This window comes from Spirulina subsalsa FACHB-351 (assembly GCF_026130165.1).
In the GTDB taxonomy this organism is placed as follows: Bacteria; Cyanobacteriota; Cyanobacteriia; order Cyanobacteriales; family Spirulinaceae; genus Spirulina_A; species Spirulina_A subsalsa_A.
The window spans coordinates 12660-30901 of record NZ_JAIHOM010000009.1; the positions used below are offsets into that span (position 1 = coordinate 12660).

The 18242-nt window shown below is 47.8% G+C and carries 11 protein-coding genes; 4 read left to right on the top strand and 7 right to left on the bottom strand.

The window, feature by feature from the left end; translation table 11 throughout:
• Window positions 1-42: 42 nt before the first annotated feature.
• The 4 genes from K4A83_RS02810 to K4A83_RS02825 form a co-directional block, all read right to left on the bottom strand.
• Complete coding sequence (locus tag K4A83_RS02810; RefSeq protein ID WP_265262872.1) at window positions 43-2067, bottom strand: ribulose bisphosphate carboxylase small subunit; 2025 nt, start codon at window positions 2065-2067, stop codon at window positions 43-45.
• 283 nt (window positions 2068-2350) lie between these two features.
• Entirely contained in the window at window positions 2351-2659 is a 309-nt protein-coding gene (locus K4A83_RS02815) for a EutN/CcmL family microcompartment protein (protein ID WP_265262873.1), read from the bottom strand.
• A 14-nt stretch (window positions 2660-2673) separates the two neighbouring features.
• Window positions 2674-3009 (bottom strand): carbon dioxide-concentrating mechanism protein CcmK, encoded by a 336-nt coding sequence (locus tag K4A83_RS02820; protein ID WP_017305976.1) that lies wholly within the window; start codon window positions 3007-3009, stop codon window positions 2674-2676.
• Between the two features lie 68 nt (window positions 3010-3077).
• Window positions 3078-3389, bottom strand: coding sequence for a carbon dioxide-concentrating mechanism protein CcmK (locus K4A83_RS02825; protein WP_017305975.1), 312 nt, complete (start codon window positions 3387-3389; stop codon window positions 3078-3080).
• A gap of 763 nt (window positions 3390-4152) precedes the next feature.
• Between K4A83_RS02825 and K4A83_RS02830 the strand changes: the two genes are divergently transcribed.
• From K4A83_RS02830 to K4A83_RS02845, 4 genes are all read left to right on the top strand, one after another.
• The gene (locus K4A83_RS02830) at window positions 4153-5361 is read left to right on the top strand and encodes an RNA-guided endonuclease InsQ/TnpB family protein (RefSeq protein WP_265262874.1); all 1209 of its coding nucleotides are present in this window, start codon (window positions 4153-4155) and stop codon (window positions 5359-5361) included.
• A 332-nt stretch (window positions 5362-5693) separates the two neighbouring features.
• Window positions 5694-7607: an NAD(P)H-quinone oxidoreductase subunit F gene (locus tag K4A83_RS02835; protein ID WP_265262875.1), complete on the top strand. Its 1914-nt coding sequence runs from the start codon at window positions 5694-5696 to the stop codon at window positions 7605-7607.
• Between the two features lie 212 nt (window positions 7608-7819).
• Window positions 7820-9376 carry an NADH-quinone oxidoreductase subunit M gene (locus K4A83_RS02840; protein WP_265262876.1) on the top strand — a complete coding sequence of 519 codons (1557 nt, stop codon included), beginning with the start codon at window positions 7820-7822 and terminating at the stop codon, window positions 9374-9376.
• 107 nt (window positions 9377-9483) lie between these two features.
• A complete protein-coding gene (locus K4A83_RS02845; protein WP_265262877.1) occupies window positions 9484-10617 on the top strand; it encodes a CO2 hydration protein in 1134 nt (377 codons plus the stop codon).
• 80 nt (window positions 10618-10697) lie between these two features.
• Here the strand turns inward: K4A83_RS02845 and thrS are convergent, their stop codons facing one another.
• From thrS to K4A83_RS02860, 3 genes are all read right to left on the bottom strand, one after another.
• Complete coding sequence (gene thrS / locus K4A83_RS02850; RefSeq protein WP_265262878.1) at window positions 10698-12527, bottom strand: threonine--tRNA ligase; 1830 nt, start codon at window positions 12525-12527, stop codon at window positions 10698-10700.
• Between the two features lie 163 nt (window positions 12528-12690).
• Window positions 12691-15873, bottom strand: a complete 3183-nt coding sequence (locus K4A83_RS02855; protein ID WP_265262879.1) for a PAS domain S-box protein — start codon at window positions 15871-15873, stop codon at window positions 12691-12693.
• Between the two features lie 29 nt (window positions 15874-15902).
• Window positions 15903-18014: a PAS domain S-box protein gene (locus K4A83_RS02860; RefSeq protein ID WP_265262880.1), complete on the bottom strand. Its 2112-nt coding sequence runs from the start codon at window positions 18012-18014 to the stop codon at window positions 15903-15905.
• Between the last annotated feature and the right edge of the window lie 228 nt (window positions 18015-18242).

Consider the following 18242-nt stretch of genomic DNA (forward strand, 5'->3'; position numbering starts at 1 on the left):
CTTGAATCTATTCCCCTCACCTAGGCTTTCAAGGAAAGCACCTTACGGCCGTTGGATGACCTCTTCAACAACCCGACGTTTGGCTTGGGTATCAATCCCTAACAACCGAACATATTCCCCTTGGTGTTCAGCTAAACAGCCTTCCAAATGGGCTAATACTTCCGGTTCGTAGGACGAGTTAATGGGGGAGCAGGACTGCCAAGATTTCACCCGATAGCGGCGTTTATCCGCGTGTTCGGTGCCGACTTGATAGCCTTGGCGCAGGATCGAACGCACCAAGTCCACTACTTCGGGGTTTAATTTCCCTTGGACTTTGCCATTGCCGTTGCTGGTCGGGGCTGGTGCTTCTACGGCACTGCTAGCGGTGGCGGTGCGAGAGGTAGGGGCGGGGGCAGGAGCAGCCGCTTCGGGACGTTGGATGATGGTTTGTGTTACCCGACGTTTGGCGTTAGAATCGACTCCAATCAACCGGACATATTCCCCAGCGTGTTCGGCCAAGCGATTTTTCAGTTCGGCGAGAACTTGCGCTTCAGTGTTGCCGTTAATGCCATCACAGGTCAGCCAAGACTTGGAACGATAACGGCGTTTATCGGCGTGTTCGGCGCTGATGCTGTAGCCTTGACGGAGCAGGGAGCGCACTTGCTCGATAGTTTCGGGGCTTAAACCGCCAGCGCCGTTCCCGTTGCCATTACCATTGCCATTATAAGCAGGACTAGCTCCATTACTAGAGCTAGTAAAGTGGCTGGATGCTGTGCTGGGGGCGCTGTCGTCCGGGCGTTGGATGATCATTTCCAGAACGCGACGTTTGGCGCTTGAGTCAATACCAATCAGGCGCACATATTCCCCTTGATGCTCTTCTAAGCAGGCGGCTAATTCTTGTAAAGCTCCGGCTTCATGGGTGGCTTGAATTTGGGGGCAGGTGAGCCAAGATTTGGAGCGATAACGGCGCTTGTCGGCGTGTTCGGTGCCGATTCTATAGCCTTGACGCAGGAGGGCGCGGACTTGTTCGACTACTTCGGGACTCAGGCCGCCGGAACTGCTGCCACCACTGCCACTAGAGGCCTTAGCGCGGACAACTTTGCCGGGGCGGGTCCGTTGGGGGGTGGCGATGCCGTCGGGGCGTTGAATAATGGCTTCGAGGACGCGGCGCTTGGCGTTGGTATCAATGCCAATTAAGCGCACGTACTCGCCGCTATATTCGGCTAGGATGTTTTCGATTTGTGCGAGAACTTGGTCTTCGCGGTGTCCTTCGACGGCTCCACAAGTGAGCCAAGATTTGGAACGGTAACGACGCTTGTCGGCGTGTTCTAGTCCGATGCCATAACCTTGTCTCAAGAGCGATCGCACTTGATCAACTGTTTCTGTATTCAAACTCATACTTCCTACCAATGTTTGATAATCAACTTGATAATCAACTTCTGCCGTTTGGCCATTTCCTAGACTAAACTGGCTCGCCCCATCACCTTGGGGTACCTGACAACTGGCATCCTCGGCACTACAATACTCGGGGTGAAATACCTTTTCGATGCCCATTACATGACGAGCAAATTTTTTGTCTTGCTCTTCCACATCCGGGAGACGATCGGCCTGTTGCTGATTAGTAATCACGGAGCCGGAGGGAACATATTTCCCCGGTGCAATCTCGACATCTTGAATGAGGGTGTGCATCATCACGATACAACCGTGACCGATGCGAGCATTAAACACGGTGGACCGGAAGCCAATAAAGCAATCATTGCCCACATAAGCTGGGCCATGAATCAACGCCATATGGGTCACATAGGTGTTGTTGCCAATCCAAGCGGAGTAAATTTGTCCGTCATCTCCAATGACTCGACCCCGTTCTAATCCATGAATCACAACCCCATCTTGAATCGTTGCGTTTTCCCCGATATAAAAGGGGAAACCTTCATCGGCTCGGATGGATGTGCCGGGCGAAATTCGCGCATTCGCACTGACGCGCACATCTCCGATGATGTTGGCGAACGAGTGGATTTGAGCGGTTTTGTTGATTTGGGGTTCGGCTAAACCCGGAGTTGGAGGAGCCGCTTTCCTGCGGACTGCCATGACTCTATCCCTCCCAAAATTAAGGGCCATTTGTGCGGTTTGGATGGGGGGTCAGGATCAAGTTTTGAGGAATCGGTTTGAAACCTTGGGGTCTGACCTGACTTGCCCCTGACAAGAGTTACACTTTGGTCAGAGCCTTTCCCTCCTCAACTTGAGCTTTAGGTGCTACTCTGGCTGAGTAGATGGCTTATCCGACCCGTAGGATCTTGCGTTAAAATTTGGCAATTTATTAATAGAATGTTTGCCGTTGAGACTGTGCGCGAATTAGCAGCCTTTCCTATCCTTAGCGGTAACGGTATTCGTCTTTCTTGCTATACAGCAAACCGTTGCTTACGGATACGGTGTCGATAATGCCCACAATCATTGCATCGACGGGACGGACATCAGCGCCTTCTGGATGGGGTGCGATCGCCCGACGACTGACTAACACCCATTCATCTAAACCTGCTCCCACTTGATCACTTGCCACTTCGTAGCGAGGCAACAGTTCCCCCTCTCGATCAACAAACTGAACCAGTAAAAGCTTAACCCCCGTCATTGTCGGAAGTTTCTGCGTGCTGACTACCGTGCCACAAACCTTTGCAATCTGCATTATGATGGTCTTGCTTATCGTCTCAAAGCACTAGGGTTTACACTTTCTCGGAACTGTTCGACCGCCTCGGTGTAACGAATGGGCAGAACGTATTCTAAGTTCTCATGGGGACGTGCAATGATATGAGTCGAAAGCACTTGTCCACCGTTGACTCGTTTAACGTTTTCAATGCCCGCAGAGACAGACGCTTGGACTTCAGAAACATCACCCCGCACAATTACGGTGACACGACCTGAACCAATTTTTTCATAACCCACTAACGTGACACGGGCGGCTTTCACCATCGCGTCTGCCGCTTCTACGACGGCAGGAAAACCTAATGTTTCAACCATTCCAACAGCAATTGACATGAGTTTATACTCCTATTTTAATAATCGAAAGGGATGTTCCTAAAGCCGCTTGCCTGATTCAGCACAGGCTAATAGGTTCGGAACTGTTCCACCTCTTCGGTGTAACGAATGGGTAGGACATATTCCAAGTTTTCATGGGGACGGGCAATAATGTGAGTCGAAAGAACTTCACCACCATTGACGCGACGAGCCGACTCGATTCCCGCAGAAACAGAAGCCTGCACTTCAGAAACATCACCCCGCACAATAACTGTGACACGACCTGACCCGATTTTTTCATAACCCACTAACGTGACACGGGCAGCCTTCACCATTGCATCAGCAGCTTCCACTACAGCCGGGAAACCTAACGTCTCAATCATTCCTACAGCAATTGGCATATCTTAAAACTCCTCTGGGGCAAGCAATCACAAAATAAAAAGGACAATCCATGAATGAACTCAACTGAATTGATCTGCGCTTTAGCGAATGCCAGATCCAAAATTCTGGGTCATTTCACCCACATAACTAGCTTACATGAGCAGGGGACACAAACTGAATGAATTGGCTCACCCAGTTTTAGATTGACTCCGTTTTAGATTGACTCAGTTTGAGTATCATTCCTTGGGGTAATTCTTAATGAATTTACCTCCCACCCCCAGCCTGAACACTTAGTCATAACCAGTGTGCATCACTGATCGCAACCTTACCCAACATTCTGCTATCCAACACGGACTACTCCAATGTTGAGCCATGATTTTTTCAACCAAGACTTTAAGCACGGGGGGGGGGAATTTTTAACCTAGAGACAAGCATAGGAAACCGTTGTACCTTTGACAATATAAATCTTTATGATATTTTTAAATGACACCGTTAACAAAAATTAATAAGTCAAGAGAAACGCTCTGTCCAAAGGGGCGACCATTCTTTCCCGAGGGGTATTTTCCTTGGCTTGACTGTGTTTTATAATTTCTTCACCTCAAAGGCCGTCGGGTCAATTTTCCACCAGTCAAAGGCTAAAGCCCAGAAGGTTTAACAAAATGTTGCTGAATTCCCCTTCCTCCCTTGCAGGGAGGGGATGAATAGCAACCAATAAACCAACTGAGCGATAGGGAATCATCGGATGAGCAGCTACAATGTGATCGGCAACAGCAAATAAAGATAATGTATAAGGCATACAAGTATCGCATCTACCCAACCGACGACCAAAAAGCGTCTCTCGCCAAGGCCTTTGGATGCTGTCGTTGGTATTGGAATTTTGCACTCAACCTATGCCAAGAAACCTATCTCAAGACAGGCAAAGGATTATCTCGTGGATATATCCAGGGTCTGTTACCAGGGTTAAAAAAGGAATACCCTTGGCTAACGGATGCCTATTCCCAGTCCTTGCAAGTTGTTGCTCTTAATCTTTCCACTGCCTATAAAAACTTCTTTGAGAAGCGGGCGCAATTGCCCCGTTTCAAGTCAAAGCATGGTCGGCAGTCATTAAGTTATCCCGCCAACGTTAAGTTTGAGGGAGACTCTATCAAACTACCTGGGAAGATTGGGCTAGTCTACTGCCATCGTCATCGAGAATTTGAAGGGACAATCAAAACTGTGACTGTCTCCCAGAATTCTGATGGACAATACTATGCTTCGGTATTGGTGGATGATGGGCAAGAAACTCCCAGTCAGTCTACCGAAGGTAAAGCGGTTGGCATTGACGTTGGATTGACTCATTTCGCCATTACCAGTGATGGGTCAAAGTATGATAATCCCCGTCATTTCGCCAAACATCACCGTAACCTTAAACGCCAACAACAAAAACTATCCCGGAAGCAAAAGGGGAGTCAGAATAGAACTAAAGCCAAACAAAAAGTAGCTAAGGTTTATGGCAAGACGGCCCGTTGCCGTGAAGACTTTCTACACAAACTATCCCGCAAGATAGTCAACGAAAACCAAGTTATTGCTGTAGAGAATCTGAATGTAAAAGGGATGGTACGAAACCCCAAACTAGCCAAGGCGATTAGTGATGTAGGCTGGGGAATGTTCACCACAATGCTTAAATATAAAGCGGAGTGGGAAGGAAAAACCTATATTGAGGTTGACCGTTTCTTTGCCTCCTCTAAAACCTGTCACGTTTGCCTCAACCGAGTAGATAGTTTGTCGTTAGATATTCGTCAATGGCAATGTCAACATTGTGGGACTTGCCATGATCGAGATGTCAACGCAGCCCAAAATATCAGAAATGAAGCCTTGCGGATCTTGTCGTTGGGAACCAGCGATACTGCCTGGGGAGGGAGTGTAAGACAACCTGGCAAAACATCGGTTTTGTTGGATGCAGTTCCCGTTGAATCAGGAAGCCCCATCCTCGCCAACGGCAGGGTGGGGTAGTTCACACTCTTACGCCTCATCTAGGTCTGGTTATCTCTGCTCATTTGTCAATGAGTAATTGCTCACAAAAACGTGAAAAAACCTCAATGTTAAAAAATATCTCAAATTCTAAGGGAACTCATGGAGTGGTAGGGAAGCCTTGAGGAGTGGGGAATAGTGAACATAAAAACGGTGGCCCTGTGGGTTTATATTTATAAAATTAGAGGCAGCTGCCGAGGGATTAGATTGAGCATAAGTCAAGGCTCTTTTTTTGTAAAAATTTGACGTAAATCTTTTGACATTCTGTCAAGCAATTTTATGTTTTTTGATTTTTGTATTTGCCACTATATTTTATGACAAATTTTTTGGTAGAAACGAGTTGGTTTATTCCAATTTATGGGTTGATCGGTGCAGTTTTAACCCTACCTTGGTCGATGGGGATTGTGCGCAGAACCGGACCGCGACCAGCGGCCTACTTTAACCTTTTGATGAGCCTTGCCGCTTTTCTGCATGGCTCTATTGCCTTTCAATCGATTTGGGGAAAACCAGCCCAGCAGTTAACTTTAAATTGGTTGCAGGTGGCGGATTTAAAGTTAACGTTAGCGGTAGAAATTTCTCCGGTGAGTTTAGGGGCGTTAGAGGTGGTGACGGTGATTAGTTTACTCACCCAAATCTATGCTCTGGGTTATATGGAAAAGGACTGGTCTTTAGCCCGTTTTTATGGGTTGATGGGGTTCTTTGAAGCGGCGTTAGGGGGAATTACGATTAGTGATTCTTTACTCTTAAGCTACGGGCTATTGGAGGGTTTAACGCTCTCGACCTATTTATTGGTGGGTTTTTGGTATGCTCAACCGTTGGTAGTAACGGCCGCCCGGGATGCCTTCCTGACTAAACGGGTGGGGGATATTATGCTGTTAATGGGTGTGGTGGCTCTCTCCAGTTATGGGGAAGGGTTGGACTTTAGTGATTTAGAAAGTTGGGCGGAAACGGCCCCGGTTGCCCCATTAACGGCCACCTTATTGGGATTAGCCTTAATTGCCGGACCGACAGGGAAATGCGCCCAATTTCCTCTAAATTTGTGGTTAGATGAGGCGATGGAAGGACCGAATCCGGCAGGGATTATGCGGAACTCCATTGTGGTGAGTGCGGGGGCTTATGTGTTGGTGAAGTTGCAGCCCGTTTTTACCCTATCGCCCATTGCTTCGGATGCTTTGATTGTGATTGGGACGGTGACAGCAATTGGGGCTTCTTGGATGGCGATCGCACAAATTGACATCAAGCGCACCCTATCCCACTCCACCAGCGTCTATCTGGGTTTAGTCTTTATTGCCGTGGGACTAGGACAAGTAGATATTGCCTTTATCCTACTCTGTACTCATGCGATCGCCAAAGCCCTACTATTCATGAGTATTGGTTCTATTATCCTCAACACCAGCAACCAAAACATCACCGAAATGGGCGGCCTCTGGGCGAAAATGCCCGCCACAACCAGCGCCTTTGTAGTCGGTTCCGCCGGATTAATTGGTTTACTCCCCTTGGGAATGTTCTGGACCCTCCAACGCTGGTTAAATGGCTCCTGGCACATCCCCTGGTGGTTAATGCTCATCCTGTTGTTCGTCAACCTCTTGAGTGCCATTAACCTCACCCGGGTATTCCGTTTAGTCTTCTTGGGGTCAACCCAACCCAAAACCCGACGCGCCCCCGAGGCCCCTTGGGCGATGGCCTTCCCCATGGTGACCTTAACGGTTCTCACCTTACTCGCCCCCATCGTCCCCATTCGTTGGCCCTTTTGGCTGAGTCTCGCGGCTCCCCTGAGTGAACCCGATAGTGCATGGTTGCCCTTTGCCATTCCCCTAATGATGGCCTCGGGTTTATTGGGTTGTGTGATTGGCTTCACCCTACCCCTAAATCGGTCTTGGGCAAGGTCTAGCCGGGTCTATATCCGCTTTTTTCAAGACCTCTTTGCCTACGACTTCTACATTGCCAAAATCTACGATTTAACCGTAGTCTGGGCGGTTTCCAGCCTCTCTCACCTCACCGCTTGGATAGATCGCTATATTGTCGATGGAGCCGTTAATTTAGTAGGATTCGCCACCTTCTTCAGTGGCAATACCTTGAAATACAACATTTCCGGTCAATCCCAATTCTATGTCCTGACCATTTTATTGGGGGTTGCGGTCTTACTCTGGCTAACCTTTAGTGGTCAATGGTCGTTCATCTTGAACTATTGGTCTTCGGTTCTCAGTCAAGTGTCTAATTTGGCCTAACTGGCGTGGGGAGTAGGGAATTGAGAATTGAGAATTGATAATTGATATTAGAAACCGGGTTTTTACTAGGGTGTATCGAGAAAACTAGACAATGAACGCAACCCGGTTTCTGGCTAAAGTTAGTCAATGACATTACACCCGACTCCTGACCCCCCCACTCCTCCGCTCCCCTGCTCCCGACTCCCTTTCGTTGTTGCTTCTCTGGAAAAACCATGCTCAGTGCTTTTATTCTGCTTCCAGTCCTTGGTGCCATTCTGATTAGTCTGGTTCCCAATACCAACCCCAATCAAAACCGACCGCGAATAATTGCCCTCCTTTTTGGGGGGGTAATTTTATTGTGGAATGTGATTCTGGGGTTTCAGTTTGACCCCAGTCAAACCGCCATGCAGTTTACAGAATATATCCCTTGGATTAGTTGGTTAGGGTTTAACTACCATCTGGGGTTAGACGGTTTGTCCTTGCCCTTGCTGTTTTTAAATAGCTTTTTAACCCTTATAGCGATTTACAGCAGCAATGTGAATATTCAACGCCCCCGTTTTTACTACGCCCTGATTTTGTTATTAAGCACTGGGGTAGCGGGGGCATTTTTAGCCCAAGACCTGTTACTGTTTTTCCTGTTCTATGAACTGGAAATTATCCCCCTTTACTTCCTGATTGCGATTTGGGGGGGCGGGCGACGGACTTATGCGGCCATGAAGTTCTTAATCTATACTGCCCTGTCGGGAATTTTAGTCCTAGCGGCCTTCTTGGGGTTAGTTTGGTTTAGTGGTGCCAGTACCTTTGACTATGAACCCTTACGGGAGCAAGTGATTCCCTTGGGGATTCAACTGTGGTTATTAGCGGCCTTGTTAGTGGGGTTATTGATCAAAATCCCCATTTTCCCCTTCCATACTTGGCTTCCCGATGCCCACGTTGAGGCCTCGACTCCCGTTTCTGTCCTTTTGGCGGGGGTGTTGTTGAAATTGGGAACTTACGGTTTATTGCGCTTTGGGGTGGGGTTATTCTTTGAGGCTTGGATTACCCTCGCCCCGTGGTTAGCTACCTTAGCGGCGATTAGTGCCTTGTATGGGGCCTTTGCTGCGATCGCACAACAAGATATGAAAAAAGTGGTCGCCTACTCCTCCATTGCTCACATGGCCTACGTTCTCTTGGCGGCTAGTGCTTCTACCCCCCTCGCCTTAACGGCCGCCATGTTCCAGATGATCAGTCATGGTTTAATCTCTGCCCTCTTGTTCCTCTTAGTGGGCGTGGTGTATAAAAAAACCGGCACCCGGGATGTGAATGTGTTACGGGGGCTGTTGAATCCGGAGAAAGGCCTCCCGATTATTGGCAGTTTGATGATTTTAGGCGTAATGGCCAGTGCTGGAATTCCGGGCATGGTGGGCTTTATCGCCGAATTTTTGGTTTTTCGGGCAGCTTTCCCGATTTTTCCACTACAAACCTTGGTTTGTTTAGTGGGAACAGGACTAACGGCCGTTTACTTCCTGTTAATGATTAACAAAGTCTTTTTCGGGCGTTTAACGGAGTCTTTAAGTCAACTGCCTCAAGTGGACTGGGGCGATCGCATTCCCGCGATCATTCTCGCCTTATTTATTGTTATTTTGGGATTACAACCCAGTTGGATGGTGCGCTGGAGTGAAACCGATGCCACAGCCCTAGTGGTCAGTCCCAGTTTACTCAGTCAGGTCGCCCAAGCCCCAGATCAAGCCTTGTCCCTTGGTGACGAGTTAAGCATGAATGTTCTCCCGTCAAGGTCAGGGAATAATTAACAATTATCAATCATTAATCATTAATTATTAATTCACAATTATTAATTATCAATTCTCAAAGCTCCATGCCTAGCCTCTCTTCTTGATTTGCCCCCCTAAACAACACTATGGTAAACACTCCCACCAAATCCCTTGCACAACATCCCCTCATTGATTACATTGAACGGTTAGAAAGGGGAGAAGCATTACTCCAAGATTCCCCCCAAAATGTGATGGAAGTCGTCGGCATCCTCAAAAGTTACGGCGTAGTCTTGGATGCTTACTCCCGTAACCTGATCTACACCTCACAACATCAGTTTCTCGTCCTCTTTCCCTTCTTCAAATACTTTAACGGGGATGTTTCTCCCTCCCGTCTGCTCAAACATTGGTGGCACGACCGGATTAACTTTGAATATGCGGAATACTGCATGAAAGCCATGTTCTGGCACGGAGGAGGCCCACTGGATGAATACCTAGACACCCCGGAATTTAGACAACGGGCTAAAGAAGCCTTAAAAGCCCGTTGGCGGGGTAATCCCTTTATGTTAACCCTGAATAAAATTTTCCCAGAATTTCTGCCCGAACAGGTGCGCGTTATGGCTTACTACAGCGCCCTAGGGCAGTTTTGGCGCGTGATGAGTGATATTTTTATTGAATTGAGCGATCGCTATGATCAGGGCGAAATCCAACATATTCCCGACGTAGTGCAGCATATCCTCAACGGTTTAGTCGCCGATGCCAACCGACCCATCACCTACCAAGTCGAAATCCGCGGCCAAACCTACCCCATTATCCCCCCCGAAGTCGGATTAACCTTCCTCATGGATACCGCCGTCCCCTACGTTGAGGCCGTCTTCTTCCGAGGGACTCCCTTCCCGGGTACGATTTCCTACAACGCCCAAGCCTACCAAATCCCCGGCGACCAAGCCAGTTTCACCTACGGCGCACTCTACGCCGATCCCTTACCTGTTGGGGGGTCTGGCATTCCCCCCACCCTCTTAATGCAGGATATGCGCCACTACCTCCCCGACTATCTGCACAAAATCTATCAAGCCACCCCACGCCAAGAAGATGATTTATTGGTGCAAATTTGCGCCACCTTTCAAAAGTCGATGTTTTGCGTCACCACCGCCGCCATTACTGGGTTAGCACCCCATCCCCTAAATACTACTGACCCAGCCGAAAAAGCCGCTAATCGGGAATATTTAGTCAATTGGATGAATCGGTTTATCACCTCTCGGGTGGAATCGATTAATCGTTGAAAATTCCCCGCCCTAAAAGGACGGGGCTTTATACTCAGTTTCCTGGGTGAAGAATCCCCCGGATAAACCCAGTGAAGGGGTTAGAAATTTTCGTGTTGGGCGATCGCACCCTGAATTTTCTCTAACACCTCTGCCACCTCCATAGAACCCAAATCCCCACTCGCCCGGGTGCGAAGACTCAAGGTTTGGCTCTCCACCTCCTTCGCCCCGACAATGGCCATCACAGGCACTTTCTGCTTTTCTGCATTGCGGATCATCTTAGCCAGTCGTTCGCCGCTATAGTCCACCTCAGCCCGCAATCCGGCCCCTTTGAGTTGCCCACAAACCTGATCCGCATAAGCCCGAAACTCATCACTCACCGACAGTAAACGCACCTGCACCGGAGCCAACCACAGGGGAAAATCCCCCGCATACTCTTCAATGAGAATCCCGATCAATCGTTCTAATGAACCAAAGGGCGCACGGTGAATCATGACGGGACGCTGGCGGGTGCCATCTTCGGCCACATACTCCAGATCAAAACGCTGAGGTAGATTATAATCCACCTGCACCGTCCCTAACTGCCATTCCCGTTCTAAAGCATCTTGGAAAATAAAATCCAGTTTAGGGCCATAAAACGCCGCCTCACCGGGTGCCTCAAAATGATCCATCCCCAAATGTTGCACCGCGTGACGGATAGCATTTTCAGCCTTATTCCAAATTTCATCAGAACCCATGTATTTATCCGAAGCGGGATCGCGGAAACTCAAACGGGCTTGGAAGTTCTTCAACTGCAAACTTTTAAACACCGTGAGAATTAAATCCACCACATTGAGAAATTCTGATTCAAGTTGATCTGGAGTCACAAACAAATGGGAGTCATCTTGGGTAAAACCGCGCACCCGAGTTAATCCCCCGAGTTCCCCAGATTGTTCATAACGGTAGACGGTGCCGAATTCCGCAAAACGCAAGGGCAAATCCCGATAGGAACGCAACTGGCTTTTATAAATCTGCACATGGAACGGACAGTTCATGGGTTTTAGCACAAACCCCTGTTCTGACTCGGCTGATTCTGCATCCTCGGCCATCATCGGGAACATATCCTCGCGGTAGTTTTGCCAATGTCCCGAGGTTTTGAATAAGTCTACTTTGGCAATGTGGGGCGTTACGACTTGTTGATAACCCCGTTTGACTTGTTCTTCCCGTAAGAAGTTTTCGAGGAGGGAACGGATGATCGTTCCTTTAGGAGTCCAGAGGGGCAAACCTGGACCCACGGGATCGGCGAAAATAAATAACCCCAATTCTTTTCCCAGTTTCCGGTGATCTCGTTTAAGGGCTTCTTCCTTGCGGCGCTTATATTCGGCCAGTTGTTCGGGGGTTTCCCAAGCGGTGGCATAAATACGCTGGAGTTGTTGGCGTTTCTCATCTCCGCGCCAATAGGCTCCGGCAATGGATTCTAGTGCGATCGCCTTGGGATTCAATTCCTCCGTCGTCTCCACATGGGGCCCCGCACAGAGATCCCACCATTCCTCCCCCAAATGATAGAGGGTGATCGGGTCTTGTTTAATAATCTCGTTGAGGATTTCTAGCTTGTAGGGTTCTTGAATCTCTTGGATACGACGTTCTGCCTCTTCCCGCGTCACTTCCTCCCGAATCACAGGCAGTTTTTTCCGGATAATTTTATCCATCTCTTTCTTGATGGTCTTTAAATCCTTTTCCGTAAAGGGTTCGGGATTGTCAAAATCATAATAAAACCCGGTTTCTGTCCAAGGGCCAATCGTTACCTGTGCCTTGGGGAATAGTTTTTGGACAGCCATTGCCATGACATGGGAAGCAGTATGGCGAATTCGTTTGAGTTTTTCCGATTCACTGGTGCGCGGCAAACGAATGGCTTCTGGATTTTCAGCACTCGGCATCGATTGTTTAACCATGCTCCTCTTCAATAGGACGAACTAATATCTGGACTATTTCTTATGATAACGGTTGGGTTGAACAGGTATTGATCCACCTTGACAAGTTCAGCTGGTGTGCATTGTGTCAAGTCGTAGAATGGGGACTGGTTTCCCCAGTCAGGCTAACGCCAACAATCTGGCCCTAGTCCGATGTACTCTCAACTGGGGATTGAGTAATGGGGATAGTAATACGGAATTCTGTTCCCGTTTCTGGAGTGGAAAAACATTCGAGTTGACCACGATGTTTTTCCGTCACGATTTGATAACTAATGGACAGTCCTAAGCCCGTACCTTTGCCAATCGTTTTGGTGGTAAAAAAGGGATCGAACAAGCGCGGCTGAATGTGTTCAGGAATGCCGGGGCCGTTGTCTTGAATACGGACTTGAATTTGTTCGCTGTTGAGTTGTTCGGTGGTAATGCGAATGGTGCTGGGATTTTCTTGGATTTCTTCGTAAGAGCGCGTTTGATCTCGTTCTTCTAAGGCATCAATGGCATTGGCTAAGATATTCATGAAGACTTGATTGAGTTGCCCGGCATAGCATTCAATGGGCGGAAGGTTGCCGTAGTGTTTTTTAAGGGCGATCGCAGGACGTTCGGTTTTCCCCTTCAAACGGTTGTGCAGAATCATCAGGGTGCTATCAATCCCATCGTGAAGATTAACCGCTTTTCGCTCCGCTTCGTCCATGCGGGAGAAGTTGCGCAGGGATGCCACAATTCCCTTAATCCGATCTGCCCCTACTTTCATCGATTGTAGGAGTTTCGGTAAATCATCCAAGACAAATTCTAGGTCAATTTCCTCGATAATCTCGGCAATTTCCGGCACGGGTTGGGGATACTGTTGCCCATACTGTTCAATGAGATCAATTAAGTCCCCAATATACTGATCCGCATGGCTTAGATTGCCATAGATAAAGTTCACCGGATTATTAATTTCATGGGCTACCCCGGCCACTAATTGCCCCAAACTCGACATTTTTTCCCGTTGAATTAGTTGAGTTTGGGTACGTTGGAGTTCGTGTAACGTATTTTCCAACTCCGTGGCATAGGTTCGTAATTGGGCTTCTGATTCTCGCAAAGAGGCCTCAGCCCGTTTTCGTTCCCGGATATCCGTTGCCATGCCCAGTAAGCCCACAATCTGCCCCTGCTGGTCTAAGATGGCGTTAGCTCTGAGAAACACGGGGCGGATTTTTCCTTTCAGGGAAACTTGCTCCACTTCATGGGTCCAGGATTGACGATTCATCACGGTGGAAAACATTCCTTGAATCACCGTGGGATCGGCAAATAGAGCGGAAATCCCCCCTTTGCGGTTTAATTGCCGTACTGATTCACAGTCGTAGAGTTTGCCAAAGGCTTGGTTAAAGTAAATCAGTTGACCATGGGCGTTCGTAATCCCAATAGCATCGCTAGCACTATCTACCGCTTGTTTATAGCGTAGCAGTTCTGCCTCAGCTTGTTTGCGATCGCGAACATCTCGGCTAATAGTTGCCGTGGCAATGATTTCCCCACTGTCAGGATCTTGAATGGTGAACATTTTGGAGTCCATCGGAACCCCCTCATCGCTCCCAAAATGATGAAACTCTACTTCCCCTTGCCAGTTCCCCTGCCGCATCAGTTGGGGCATAATTTGCTCTTCTAAGCGTTTTTGATCCTTAGCATGAATAAACTGGGCAATCTTGAAGGTTTTGGCTTCTTCTAAAGAAGGCAAACCCAAGATTTCTTGTCCTGCTTGATTGATAAAAACAGGATTACCTTCTAAGTCAGCAATCCCAATAAAATCGGAACTATTTTCCACCAAGGTCACCAGTTTCTGCATTTCCTCCCGGGCTTGTTTTTCGAGGGTAATATCCCGCACATTGGCTAAAATCACCACTTCCGACTGTAAAACAATTTTCCGTAGACGAACCTCTACATCAAAAGTGTGACCATCTAGAGGACGCTGGCCTTGCCATTCAAATTGTAAGTCTTCCCCAGCTATTGCCCGTTCCCACTTCTCATCAATATGGCTAAAGTCGGCATCAGGGCTGGAATAATCTTGCAGCGTATATTGTTTAAACGTCTCCCGAGTCACCCCGTAGAGTTGCAACACCGGATCATTCACATCAATAATTGTACCATCTGCCCTATGGAGGAAAATAGCATCATAGACCCCATTCAAAATCGTCCGCAAATCCTGTTCTGATGCCCGTAAAGCCGCTTCCGTTTCCTTATGCTCTGTTACATCAGTACAAGTCCCCACATAGCCTTGAATAGCGGTTTCTGACCCTTCTGCGCGCAGGGCTTGAGCTTGCATATAAACCCAACGGATCGAACCATCGGGACGGAGAAAACGAAACTCCGATTGGAACCAGTGACCCCCTCCTACCAGTCTTTCCCATTCTTGATGAACATGATCCCGATCTTCGGGGTGAATGGCCTTTAACCAACCGTCTTGTAACAGGTTGCTGTTAGAAAGTCCCGTCAGGATGGAGAGTTGGGGGTTAGCATAGACACATTGGCCCCACTGGTTGCCGTTAAATATCCCCACGGGAGAGGTTTCCGCGAGGGCCTGATAGCGTTGTTCACTACCTCGTAGGGCGGCCTCGGTTTCTTTGCGGTCCGTGACATCCCGTGCTAATCCATAAATGCGGTTTTGACCGGGGAGTAAGGTGGCAATCCAAGCTAACCAGCGATAACTCCCGTCGGGACAACGATAGCGATTCTCAAAGGTGATTTTTGTCTCTCCGTTGACCAGTCGCTGGGCAATTTCTCGGGTTGTGGCTTGGTCTTCAGGATGTATCCAATGTGAATAGGGTTGACTATACAATTCCTCCCTTGTCCAGCCTAAACTGATTTCCCAAGCAGGGTTTAAGTGGAGAAACTGACCCTCTAATCCGGTAATACAAATCATGCTGGGGGAAGCGTTAAACACCTCATACCAGTAAGTTTCCGATTGAATGCGTTCTGTAATCCACTCACTACATATCATCACCCCCCCAATCGCTCCCCCGCTTTCGGTCCAAGGGGAAATTTCCCATTTCACCCACTCGATGCGCTCAGGAGATAAGGCATAGGGTTCTCCTGCTTCTTTGAGGGTTTCTCCCCCTAATGCCCGTTGATGGGCTAATCGCCAATGGTCGGGGGTGTCGGGGAATACGTCATAATAATGCTGTCCGAGGATGATTTCTGTTTGTTGATAATCTTGATACCAGCGTTGGGTGGCCAAGATAAAACACAAGTCGCGGTCTAATAGTGCGATCGCCACAGGGGACTGTTCTAAAATCACCTTGAACCAAGCTAACTCGCTCGATACAGACTGATGGGAGTTATGAGAAAGAGGAACATTCATCACAGAAGCTCATAAGGCAATAAATTCAACTAAGGCAAAATCGGCAAGGTAATCACAAACTTCGTGCCTTCACCCGGAGTAGATTGACAATGGAGACGACCTCGGTGTTTTTCCGTGATAATTTGATGGCTAATGGCTAGTCCTAACCCTGTCCCTTTTCCCACGGGCTTGGTCGTGAAAAACGGATCAAACAAGTGGTCTTGAACAGTGGGAGGAATCCCCGGCCCATTGTCTGCGATGCACACCTCTACCATTCTAGGGTCTGTTCCCAGATTGTCCATTCCTACTCCCCAAGACTCCCCAGAGAGGGATGTTGTAATTGTAATCGTTCGTAACGGACAGTTTAAACCATCTTCAGAATAACTTTGGGCTTGCTCTTCTAGGGCATCTATAGCGTTACTTAAAATATTCATAAAAACTTGATTTAACTGTCCTAGAAAGCATTTAATTTTAGGGATTTTTTGATATTTTCTTATAATGCGTATTTCCGGAGAATTTGGCTGTGCTTTCAGACGATGTTCTAAAATTAGTAATGTACTCTCTAAGCCTTCATGAATATCCACCAGTTGGCTTTGGCGATTATCCATACGGGAAAACGTCCTCAAAGATGCCACGATTTCTTGAATGCGTTTTGTGCCAAAACTCATGGAATTAATCACTTTTTTCAAGTCATCGAGCAAAAAATCTAAGTCAATTTCAGCTAAATAATTTTCAATTTCAGGAATGGGATTAACCCCATGTTTTTGATATAAATCAACCAACCTCAATAGGTCTTCAATATACTCCTGAGCATAGGTTAAATTGCCATAAATAAAGTTCACAGGATTATTGATTTCATGGGCAACTCCCGCTAAAAGCTGCCCCAAACTAGACATTTTCTCCGTCTGAATTAACTGGGCTTGAGTTTGACGCAAATCTTGCAAGGCTTGCGCGAGATCCTCCGCTTGTTGTTGATACTGTGTCTCAACCTGCTTCTGTTCCGTAATATCTACTAAAATTGTTCCCACTCCGAGGATTTCCTGCTCATAATTCAGGGGAAATACTGAAATCAGCCGCGTCCAAATCTCTGAAGGATTCTGATGACTCACCTGGTTGACTTCTCGGGCTAAAATCGCTTGTCCTGTCTTTACCACCTGTTGCAGTAAAGGGGTAAGCTGTTCTGATAGGGTGGGATTAATTTGTTCTAAGCGTTTTCCCTGATGATCCTGCACAGAAACCCCATTCATCTGGGCAAAGCGAGGATTGAGACGGACATAATATAACTGGGGATCCTGAATCGCTAATCCCACGGGAGCGTGCTTGACAAAAGCATCTAATTGTGCTTGACGTAGGGCTAATTCTTGTTCTAATTCTTTCCGTTGGCGTAGGTCGGTAATCGCGCCAATAAAATATTGGGGTTGACCCTGACTATCTCGCACCACAGATTTCGTTAAATTGACCCAGATTTCACTGCCATCCGCCCGTAAATAGCGTTTTTCTAAAACGTAAGTATGGCCTTGTTCAGCTAACAGTGCGGCCTGTTGCTCGGCATCTTTAGCCCAGTCCTCGGGGTGGGTAATATCTTGAATGGTGAGTTGGGAGAGTTCTTGAGGGGAGTAACCTAAGATTTCACAAAAGCGTTGATTGACCCGTAAAAAACGCCCGTCTCGGTCAACATAATCTAACCCTACTCCAGCCTGTTCAAAAACGGTATTCAGTTCCCGGTTGCGGTATTCTAAGGCGGCGGTATGTTTTTTGATAACTTGTTTTAAACGCTCTTGTTTCCGTTGATAGCGTCGTGCTTGTTGTTGTTGGGTGGTGACAATTTCACTGGTTAAGATCAACCCCAGAATTTCTCCCAATTGGAGCGGACCCGTCCCGTCCCTCTCGGCTCGCCACGGTTTAACTTGCCATTTCACCCACTCCTGATTCCCCCTCGGTAGAATAATCTCCTCAATCACTGGCTCTTGTGTGACTCCCGCTAATGCCATTTGATGACTAATCCGCCAATGATCAGGAACTTGGGGGAAGAGGTCGTAGAATGATTGACCTTTAAAGTCTTTTCCTAGTAAGTTGTAGTCTTCCTGCCAAGGACGACTCGCTACGGTGTAACAATAATCACAATCTAGTAAAGCTATGGCAACAGGGAGTTGTTCTATCACGATCAGACATTAACCCTTGAGAGCGAGAAAACGTTCAGAAATGGGCTTTTCCCTATTATAATCCACCTGAACTTTGGGATCCCCTAGATTTTACTACTTTGGGGCGCTGTACCGGGAAAAAGACGGGATCCCAGAAACCGGGTTTTTGGCAGGGTTTAGCGGAGAAACGAGAGAATCAACACAACTTGGTTTCTCCCCTAGATATCCGTAGGTTGGGTACAGCGGAGC